5 protein-coding genes are annotated in these 9,632 nt (G+C 40.6%); 1 reads left to right on the top strand and 4 read right to left on the bottom strand.

Translation table 11 applies throughout. The annotated features are described in order from the left end of the window. Positions 1–2,727, top strand: a 2,727-nt coding sequence (locus VK159_RS01500) for an FAD-binding and (Fe-S)-binding domain-containing protein (RefSeq protein ID WP_324228366.1), incomplete at its 5' end; no start/stop codon positions are given. A 7-nt stretch (positions 2,728–2,734) separates the two neighbouring features. On the opposite strand, the gene VK159_RS01495 is transcribed toward VK159_RS01500, so the two are convergent. Genes VK159_RS01495 through VK159_RS01480 form a run of 4 tightly spaced genes read right to left on the bottom strand, consistent with a single transcriptional unit; the run spans position 2,735 to position 9,631 of the window. Next, positions 2,735–4,138, bottom strand: coding sequence for a TolC family protein (locus tag VK159_RS01495; RefSeq protein WP_324228365.1), 1,404 nt, complete (start codon positions 4,136–4,138; stop codon positions 2,735–2,737). Between the two features lie 10 nt (positions 4,139–4,148). Continuing rightward, entirely contained in the window at positions 4,149–4,826 is a 678-nt protein-coding gene (locus tag VK159_RS01490) for an ABC transporter ATP-binding protein (protein WP_324228364.1), read from the bottom strand. 14 nt (positions 4,827–4,840) lie between these two features. Then, positions 4,841–7,195, bottom strand: a complete 2,355-nt coding sequence (locus VK159_RS01485) for an ABC transporter permease (protein WP_324228363.1) — start codon at positions 7,193–7,195, stop codon at positions 4,841–4,843. Positions 7,196–7,204: 9 nt separating this feature from the next. Next, positions 7,205–9,631 (bottom strand): ABC transporter permease, encoded by a 2,427-nt coding sequence (locus VK159_RS01480; protein WP_324228362.1) that lies wholly within the window; start codon positions 9,629–9,631, stop codon positions 7,205–7,207. Position 9,632 lies beyond the last annotated feature (1 nt).

The raw sequence follows: 9,632 nt of genomic DNA, 5'->3' as shown, positions 1-9,632 counted from the left end.
CGTACAGCAGGTACATCACTTGCAGGACAGGTAGTAGGCAGCGGTATTATCGTTGATGTGTCGAAATACTTCACCAAAATTCTTGAACTGAACAAAGAAGAAAAATGGGTGCGTGTGCAGCCGGGTGTGATCCGTGATGAGTTGAATATGTTCCTGAAACCACATGGTTTGTTCTTTGGTCCGGAAACATCAACGGCCAACCGTGCCATGATCGGTGGTATGGTGGGCAATAATTCCTGCGGCAGTAACTCTGTTTTATACCGTAGTACAAGAGAGCATTTGCTGGAAGTGGATTGTTTGCTGAGCGATGGAACAGAGACAACATTCAAAGCATTGAACATTGATGAGTTTCATGCAAAGTGTGATGGCGAAGGTTTAGAAGCAAACATCTATCGTTCGCTCCGCAGCATGTTGAGTAATTACGACAACCAGATAGAGATACGAAAAGAATTTCCGAAGAAAACAGTTGAACGCCGTAACACTGGATATGCCATTGATCTGTTATTGGAAACTGCACCATTCACTGCAGGTGAAGAAGAGTTTAATTTTTGTAAACTCATTGCAGGTTCAGAAGGCACATTGGCATTGATAACCGAGATTAAATTAAATGTTGTACCGATGCCGCCGAAAGAGATCGGTTTGTTGTGTGTACATTTTAATTCGGTTGATGAAGCATTACGTGCAAACCTGATCGGTTTAAAATACAATCCCGGTGCAAGTGAGTTGATCGATCATTATATTCTTGAATGCACAAAAGAAAATAAAGAGCAGATGAAGAATCGCTTTTTTGTGCAAGGTGATCCCGGTGCAATTCTCGTAATTGAATTTGCACGTGAAACAAGAGAAGAAATTACTGCCACAGCCATACAGGTAGAAGCAGAAATGCGTGCAGCAAATCTCGGCTATCACTTTCCTTTGTTGTTTGGCGAAGACAGCAAGAAGATATGGACCTTACGTAAAGCGGGGTTGGGTTTGCTGAGTAATTTACCCGGTGATGAAAAAGCAGTACCCGTGATTGAAGACACGGCTGTTGATGTAAATGACTTACCGGATTTCATTCGTGACTTTAATGTGATCCTGAAACAACACAATTTGTACTCGGTGCATTATGCACACGCAGGTTCGGGTGAAATTCATTTACGTCCCATCATCAATTTAAAAACAGAAGAAGGCAACCGTCTCTTCCGTGTAATTGCAGAAGAGATTGCTACGCTGGTGAAAAAATACAAAGGCTCCTTGAGTGGTGAACATGGTGATGGTCGCTTGCGTGGAGAGTTCATCAAGCAAATGGTGGGTGAAAAGAATTACCAACTATTGAAAGAGGTAAAGAAAACCTGGGACCCAGAACATATTTTCAACCCCAACAAAATTGTTGATACACCGCCGATGGATACCATGCTGCGGTATGTACCCGGTCAGCAAACACCTGCATTCAAAACTGTTTTCCGTTTTCACAACCAGGATATCCTGCAACATGCGGAACAATGTAACGGCAGTGGTGATTGCCGCAAAACTCATTTATCGGGTGGAACCATGTGTCCATCGTTCATGGCTACACGTAATGAAAAAGAAACGACAAGGGCAAGAGCAAATATTCTGCGTGAGTTTTTAACCAACTCAACAAAAGCAAACCGTTTCGATCATAAAGAAATTTATGAAGTGATGGATCTGTGTTTGAGTTGCAAGGGTTGTAAGTCTGAATGCCCAAGTAATGTGGATGTTGCAAAACTCAAAGCAGAGTTTATGCAGCATTACTACGATGCCAATGGTGTACCCTTCCGTTCAAAGCTGATTGCCAACTTTACCAATTCATCGAAGCTGGGTGCTATTGCACCATCGTTATACAATTTTGTTATGACGAACAGTGCGATCAGCTCATTGGTGAAAAAAGCATCGGGCTTTGCAACGAAGCGTTCAATGCCAACGATGTATAAAACAACATTGGAGAAATGGTGGAAGAAGGAAAATCCAAATTCTAAAATCCAAAAAACAAATTCCAAAAAGGTTTATCTTTTCTGCGATGAGTTTACAAATTACAATGATACACAGATTGGTATCAAAGCCGTTCAGTTACTGAACAAGCTTGGTTACGAAGTCATCATTCCTGAACATATCGAAAGCGGACGTTCCTGGTTATCGAAGGGGTTGATACGGAAAGGAAAAGAAATTGCGAATAAGAATATTGAATTGTTGCAGCCAGTTGTAACAGCAGATACGCCATTGATCGGTATTGAACCTTCAGCTATACTCACCTTCCGTGATGAATATGTTGATCTGGCAACGGATGAAAATTTTGAAAAAGCCAAACAACTTGCAGCAAATACATTGATGATCGATGAGTTTATTGCACGTGAAATTGACAACGGTCATATCAGCAAAGAGCAATTCACTTCTGCTGAAAAGAAAATAAAACTGCATGGTCATTGTCAGCAAAAAGCATTGGTGGGTACTGCAGCGACAGTGAAAGTATTATCGTTCCCAGAAAACTATAAAGTGGAAACCATTCCTTCCGGTTGTTGCGGCATGGCAGGTTCGTTCGGTTACGAAGAAGAACACTATGAACTCTCGATGAAGATCGGCGAAATGGTGCTCTTCCCCGCTGTGCGTTCAGCTTCTGATGATACCATCATTGCAGCACCGGGTACAAGTTGTCGTCACCAGGTGAAAGATGGTACAGGTAAGAAAGCGTTGCATCCGGTGGAAGTGTTGTGGGATGCTTTGAATTAGTTCCAGATTATTGTCTCCCTTGATAGAAATCGAGCAGCCTTGTTCTGAAGCTATACTCGTATTGCGTTTGCACAAGATTGATCTTCGTGCGGTCGAGATTATTTTTTGCGATGAGAAATTCTGCAGCATTGATCACACCACTTTCAAAACGAACTTCAGTAGCACGAAATGATTCTTCAAAATTAAGTAGTTGTTCTTTTAACATTGCATAGCGATTATACGAAGCCTGCATGTTGAGCCAAGCCTGTTCAATATTTTGTGTTAATTGGTAATTGGTATTCTCTGCATTGAGTTGTGTGTTCTTTAGTTGCAACTTTGCCTGTCTTACACGGTTCTTCGTTTGCAGATTATTAAAAATGGGGATCTGCATATTCACTCCTGCAAAAAAACCAAGGTTGTTTTCCATCTGCTTAAAATAACCAACGGAAGAAGTAGAAAAGTTCTGTATCTCCCTGTACACAGGCGTGCGTACACTGCCGCTTTTGATATAATTACCTGTCTCCACTTCAGAAATCGTTGTAGGGGTTAACCTTGTAAATAAATTTGAATAACTGCTTCCTGCGCTTGCACCCAAACTGATGGTTGGATAATAACCACTCTTTGCGATCTGTATATTTTTCTCGGCACTTTTTACACGAAACTCATTTGCTTTCACCAGCGACATATATTCCATAGCCGCAGCAATCACCTCCGTTGAACTTTGTGCATACAACGTTTCATTCAACTGAATGTCTCTTTCTAATTGTAATGAAGACGAATAAGGAATATTCATTAACTGACATAGCGTAAGCTTCGCTTGCTGCAAACTGTTTTCCAAGTTCACGATGTTGATCTGCTCATTTGCCATTTGCCCTTTCATATCAGTCAACTGAAAATTCCCTGCTGATCCTTCTTTCACCATGATCTCCATTCGTTCGATCTGTTTTTTAGTAACCAGCAATTGTGCACGGGAAACATTCAATACATCTTCGCTTACCAGCACCTGCATATAAGCCAATATCACATTCAGCACAAGATTATCTTTTGCCTGTTTATAATCCAACTCCGCTGCCTTATACGAAAAATTAGTTTGCTGAATTAAATTCTGCAAACGCATACCGTTGAACAAGATCACGCCTGCATCTAACCCTGCATTAGAAGAGGAAAGTTGATTGGTAGTATAGGTATTCGTAATTGGATCAACATTACGACCAAAGTTATTTCCGTAGTTCCAGCGACTGTTTACATTGGGCAACAGATTCATCTTTGCCTGGTTCTTATCCACTTCAGCCGATTGCATCTGCAATCCTGTTTGTTGAACCAGAATATTTCTGTTCAATGCTGTATCAATACATTGCTTTAAACTATACTGCTGTGCTGTTGCAAGAAATCCACAAACAATAAAGCACAGAACAAAACTAAATATCCGCATAACTTTCTTATTAATTTTTCACCTGTTGTTCAACACGACCGTCGAGCAAATGAATCGTTCGACCGGCATAGGCTGCATTCTTTTCACTATGTGTAACTTGTATAATGGTTACCCCTTCCTTATTCAGCTCTTTAAATAATTCCATAATCTCTTCGCCTTGTTTAGAGTTAAGATTACCTGTTGGCTCATCCGCAAGGATCAATTTGGGCTTTGCAATTAATGCTCGAGCAACACCAACGAGCTGTTGCTGTCCACCTGATAATTGTGTTGGATACAGATCTTTCTTACCCACAATGTTGAAGCGATCAAGCATATCGGCCACCATGGCTTTCCGCTCACTGCCTTTTACATCCTGGTACAACAGGGGTGTTTCAATATTTTCATATACTGTCAACTCATCTATCAGGTGATATTGTTGAAAAACAAAACCGATATACTGCTTATACAACTGTGCACGCTGTTTCTCTTTAAGCTTGTGCACACTTTCATGCAGAAAGTTATATTCGCCTTCATCAAAGCCATCGAGCATACCAACTACATTCAGTAATGTTGATTTACCTGAACCTGATGGCCCCATGATAGAAATGAATTCTCCTTCCTCTACTTCAAGGTTAATGTCCTTTAACAAAAACGTACGGTTACCGCCCACTGTAACCCATTTAAACAAATTTTTGAGTTGTACTAACATTTCTTCTTCTTGGTTTATTCTGTTCTTAAATTTTTAACCGGATTAGCTGCTGCTGCCTGCATAGATTTATACATGATCGTAAACAAAGCGATGGTGAAAATGGTACAAAACAGCAGGCACAACAGCAACAGGTTGATCCCGTCATTGTATGCAAATAAATTGATGAACACATAACCTGCCATATAACTAACGGGTAATGCAATACCGGCAGAAATAACAATGAGTTTTACAAAACTTCTTGATAATTCTTTGATGATCGCCGGAACCGATGCACCCATCACCTTCCGTATACCGATCTCCTTTACACGCCTTTCAGTATGATAGGTAACAATACCTAACAAACCCATCACAGCGATCACTAACACCACCACGCAAAACATGCCCATGAACCGCATATCTCTTCCGGGGAAATAACGATCGTACAGATCTTTTTGATAGTTGGAGAACGCCAACTCTTCATGTGGATGATATTTTTTCCAGATGCTGTTGATCTCACTTTTAAATAATGCATCTTCCACAGCTGTTTTGGTTTTAATGCTCAACACATGAAACTGCGATGGATTGTACTGCAATACCAGAGGCTTTGTTTGAAACTGGTACACGTAATAGCAGAAATCTTTTACCACACCATGAATCGTAACCTGGCGGCTATTATTTAAGTGAATCACTTTACCGATCGCATCCTGCGGTGTACCTAAGCCAAGCCATGCCAATGCTTGTTCATTAACCAATATAAAATCAGATATTGAATCGCTGACTGATGAAGGAAGATTTTCACCGGCAATGATCTGCAAATTCATGTTTGCAACAAAATCAGCATTTGCTGCATAATAGCTTGCTTCAATATTTTGTTCCTGATTATTTTTTTTGATGGCACATTGTGCCGAGCTCCCGCCAAATGGTGTTGAAACCATTCCTACCCGCTCCACTGATCTGTTTGCGGCAATATCATTTTCCAACAAGCGGTGATCTCCACTGAACGAAATATTATAAATATTCTCCCTGTTAAAATTTTCGTTATCTGTCGCCATGTATTTAAACTGGCTGTACAAAGTAGCCGTAAGAAAAATAAAAAGAGAACTTGCTACAAACTGAATAACAACCAGACTGTTTCTCAACCCCATCTTACCAAATGAAGATGGACTGATCGTTCCCTTCAACACTTTCGCCGGTTGAAAACGTGAAAGTATTCTTGCGGGAATAAAGCCGGCAAGCATGCCGATAAAAACGGCAAACATAATGAACACTGCCCAGATAACAATTTTATTATCTACCTCCCATGCAAACCAGTTTACATAACTGAACTGCTCCATAAGTTTGAGCATGATAAAACCAACTACCAATGCAAGCAACGCAACAAGAATTGCTTCGCAGATAAACTGCCACACCAATTGATAACGCAATGCACCTGCAACTTTGCGCACACCTACTTCTTTTGAACGACTCAGCGAACGGGCCAACGTAAGATTCACATAGTTAAACCCTGCCAACAATAGCAGTGCTAACGCAAAACCAAAATTCACGCCCAGATCAAGTAACGACTCTACATAAGCATTCCCACGCAGATCATCAAAGTCGGGTGCGAGCTTCGTAATGTGTTGTTTTCTGAATTGAAACGTTTGTTTCTGTGAAAGCGATGCGGTCTGTTTATTTAATTTAGAAGCAATTGCCGTTAATGCAGCATCAAGGTTTTTGTCTTGTACTGCCGGCTTCAGTAATACATAGGTAAAGCCGCTCAATGATGTAAGCACTGTATCTTTTGAAAATCTATTGTACGTAGCCATTGAAACCATAATGTCGCTTCGCAAATGCGTATTACGTTTATAAGGTTTCAACACACCCGTTATCGTAAACTCTCCATAATCGGGATGGCTGAGTGTTTTACCAACAGGATCAACAGTTCCGAAAAACACTTCAGCTTTTTCTTTCGTTAACACCAATGTGTTTGGCTCAACAGGTTTTGTTCCTTTCTCCAACTGAAATCCAAACATGTCGAAGAAAACAGGTTCAACATAAATGCTGTTTACATCGATCGTCTTCAAACGGTTGTTTAGCTGCCAGCCAAAATCACGCACCACAAAAGTTGACTGCTCGATATAGGGATAGCCTTGTTTCAATTGTTCTGCTGCAGCAAGCGGCGACAGTGCATATTTTGTTTTTGTGCCAACGTTATCTGTTACATCTGTAATGATCCTGAATGTACGATCAGGATAAGGATGAAAATTATCAAACTCATACGCACTCTGCACCTGCATTAAACTCAGCAATGCAAATGGAATAGCAAGCCCCAGCCCCACTATATTGATAAAGGAGAACAATTTATTCTTCCACAAATTGCGCCATGCTACTTTTAAAAAATTCTGAATCATCGGTTAAATTTATTCGGTGCGTAAACTTTTTACAGGGTTAGCCACAGCAGCTTTCATGGTGTTATAGCAAATGGTGATGAACGCAAATAATAAAGCGATCGCTGCAACGAGTATAAACATCCAGATACTGATGTCAATACGGTACGCAAATGATTGCAGCCATTTGTTCATCGCCAGCCATGAAATAGGTGTAGCGATCAATACGGCGATCAACACCAGCACTAAAAATTCTTTTGAAATGAGATACGATATATGCGGCACACCTGCTCCCAACACCTTCCGCACCCCGATTTCTTTTACACGTTGCTGAATAATCAGCAATACCATTGCCAGCAAACCCATACAGGATAATACAATTGCAATAACTGCAGCAATACTCAACATGATCGACATCATTTTTTCCTGCTTGTACCAGTTGTTGATATTATCGTCCATGAACGACCCTTTGAATTCACGCCCCGGTTCAAGGATGGCCATTTCATTTTTTACCGCTTCCATTACCGCTACTTTGTTCTGCGCATTGGTTTTAATGAAACAGTAACGCACCCGTTCATTCTTGTTCATTACAAGAGCAACCGGCTCTTTTGCTTCCCGCATTGAATACATATGGAAATCCGGAATCACGCCCACAATATTCCACGCAGGGGAACTACTGTCAATAACTATTTTTTGTCCTGCAATTTGCTTTTCGTTGAATTGTTTCGCTACACTTTCTGTGAGCAATACATGCGGCAAGCTATCGGCCGCATAAGAAAGATCAATATCCTTTCCTTCAATCGGCTTGATGTCAAACGTTTTCAGGTAATCATAATCAATATAAGCCAGGTTGGTATTGATCTCTCTGTCTTTATACCCAAAACGGTTGGTCATTTTTGTGGTGATGCCGTCTTTGCCCAATCCAATATTTACACTGCTTCCTGTTAAAGAAATAATAGCGGGGTTTGACGAAAGGCGTGAACGCAGCTTCTCAATATTACTCAACCCTTTTTCCGGTTTATGAAATGGAATTACGATCACATATTCTTTGTTAACACCCAGATCGGCGTTTTGCAAAAACTTAAACTGGCTATAGATAATTAGTGTACTGCTGATCATAATACATGCTATCACAAACTGCATGACGATTAACGAACTGCGTGCAATACTTTTCCGCTTGAGCGATATTTTTCCTTTAAGTGTTTCCACCACTTTCAGCTTTGCCATCAACCACGAAGGATATCCACCGGCAATGAACGACACCAGCAACAACAGGCCAAACGTCATCAATAAATACCCCGGGTTCCATAACAATTCATCCAACGGCATATTCGATGGCGACTGACGTTGTATGATGCCGACAATGATATTTGTAAGAACCAATGAAAATACAAATGCAATACTGCATATAATAAAACTTTCGCTCCACAATTGCAGAAACAAGCTGTCTTTTGCTGCACCCAGACATTTGCGTACACCAATTTCTTTGCTCCTTGTAAATGCATTCGCCAGGTTGATATTTACAAAATTGAAACACGCAATTAAAATGATCAACAAACTGATTGCCAGCATGGCAACGAGTTCAGCTTTGTTCACCGAGTTTCCAATATTGTTAATCCGTGGTGAAAAATGTACATCTTTCAACGACAGCAAATGTGTGGTGAATAAATCTCCTTTCTTATCAGGAATTGCTCCTTCACGTTTTAAACTTGCCGACCACTCTGTGAGATATTTTTGATTGATTGTGCGTAATTGCTGCTCAGCTTGCTGCACGGTGCCTGTTTCCTTCAACTGAACAAATACAGGATGATGCTGGTTGTTCCAGTTTGTTTTGTCTACGGTATAATCAGGCCGAACTTCAGTGCGGGCCAACGCACCAAACCGAAACGATGAGTTTTTTGGAATATCTTTTATCACAGCCGATACAATCATTTCTTTTAACTCATCACCAAAAGGCAACCTGATCGTTTTTCCAATCGGATCTTCATTTCCAAAAGCGATCTCAGCTGTTTTTTCTGTAATGATGATATTGGAAAGATTTGAAAGCGGGTTCGCTGCATTTCCTTTCACTACGGGAAAAGTAAACATGTGTAGAAAATCCTCATCTACCAGCATTGTGGTGATGTCAACTTCTTTTTCTTTATACAGTACGGCATTACTGCCATATAAAAAACGGGTAGATTTATCTATGGCAGGTGCTTCCGCTTTAAATCGCTCTGCTGCAGGGAAACCAAATGTGTTGCCAATTTCATCGCCCTTCGCCTTATGAAAAACCTGATAGACCTGGTAGATCTTATCACGGTTCACATGATTTTTATCAAATGTAAATTGACCATAAACCGCCAGCAAAACAACAAGACCAATGGTAAAACCAATCACCAACCCAATCAGATTAATTGATGTGTGAAATTTATTCCTGAACAGTCGACGAAATGACAAGCTCAAATAATTTTTGAACATG

The sequence above is a fragment of the Lacibacter sp. genome (assembly GCF_035299325.1).
GTDB lineage: Bacteria > Bacteroidota > Bacteroidia > Chitinophagales > Chitinophagaceae > Lacibacter.
This window is presented reverse-complemented; position numbering and strand designations above follow the sequence as displayed.

What these genes read in the sequence shown, in the direction of transcription:
- VK159_RS01480 (WP_324228362.1), bottom strand. Translation starts at nt 9,631, where the DNA reads ATGTTCAAAAATTATTTGAGCTTGTCATTTCGTCGACTGTTCAGGAAT.
- VK159_RS01485 (WP_324228363.1), bottom strand. Translation starts at nt 7,195, where the DNA reads ATGATTCAGAATTTTTTAAAAGTAGCATGGCGCAATTTGTGGAAGAAT.
- VK159_RS01495 (WP_324228365.1), bottom strand. Translation starts at nt 4,138, where the DNA reads ATGCGGATATTTAGTTTTGTTCTGTGCTTTATTGTTTGTGGATTTCTT.
- VK159_RS01490 (WP_324228364.1), bottom strand. Translation starts at nt 4,826, where the DNA reads ATGTTAGTACAACTCAAAAATTTGTTTAAATGGGTTACAGTGGGCGGT.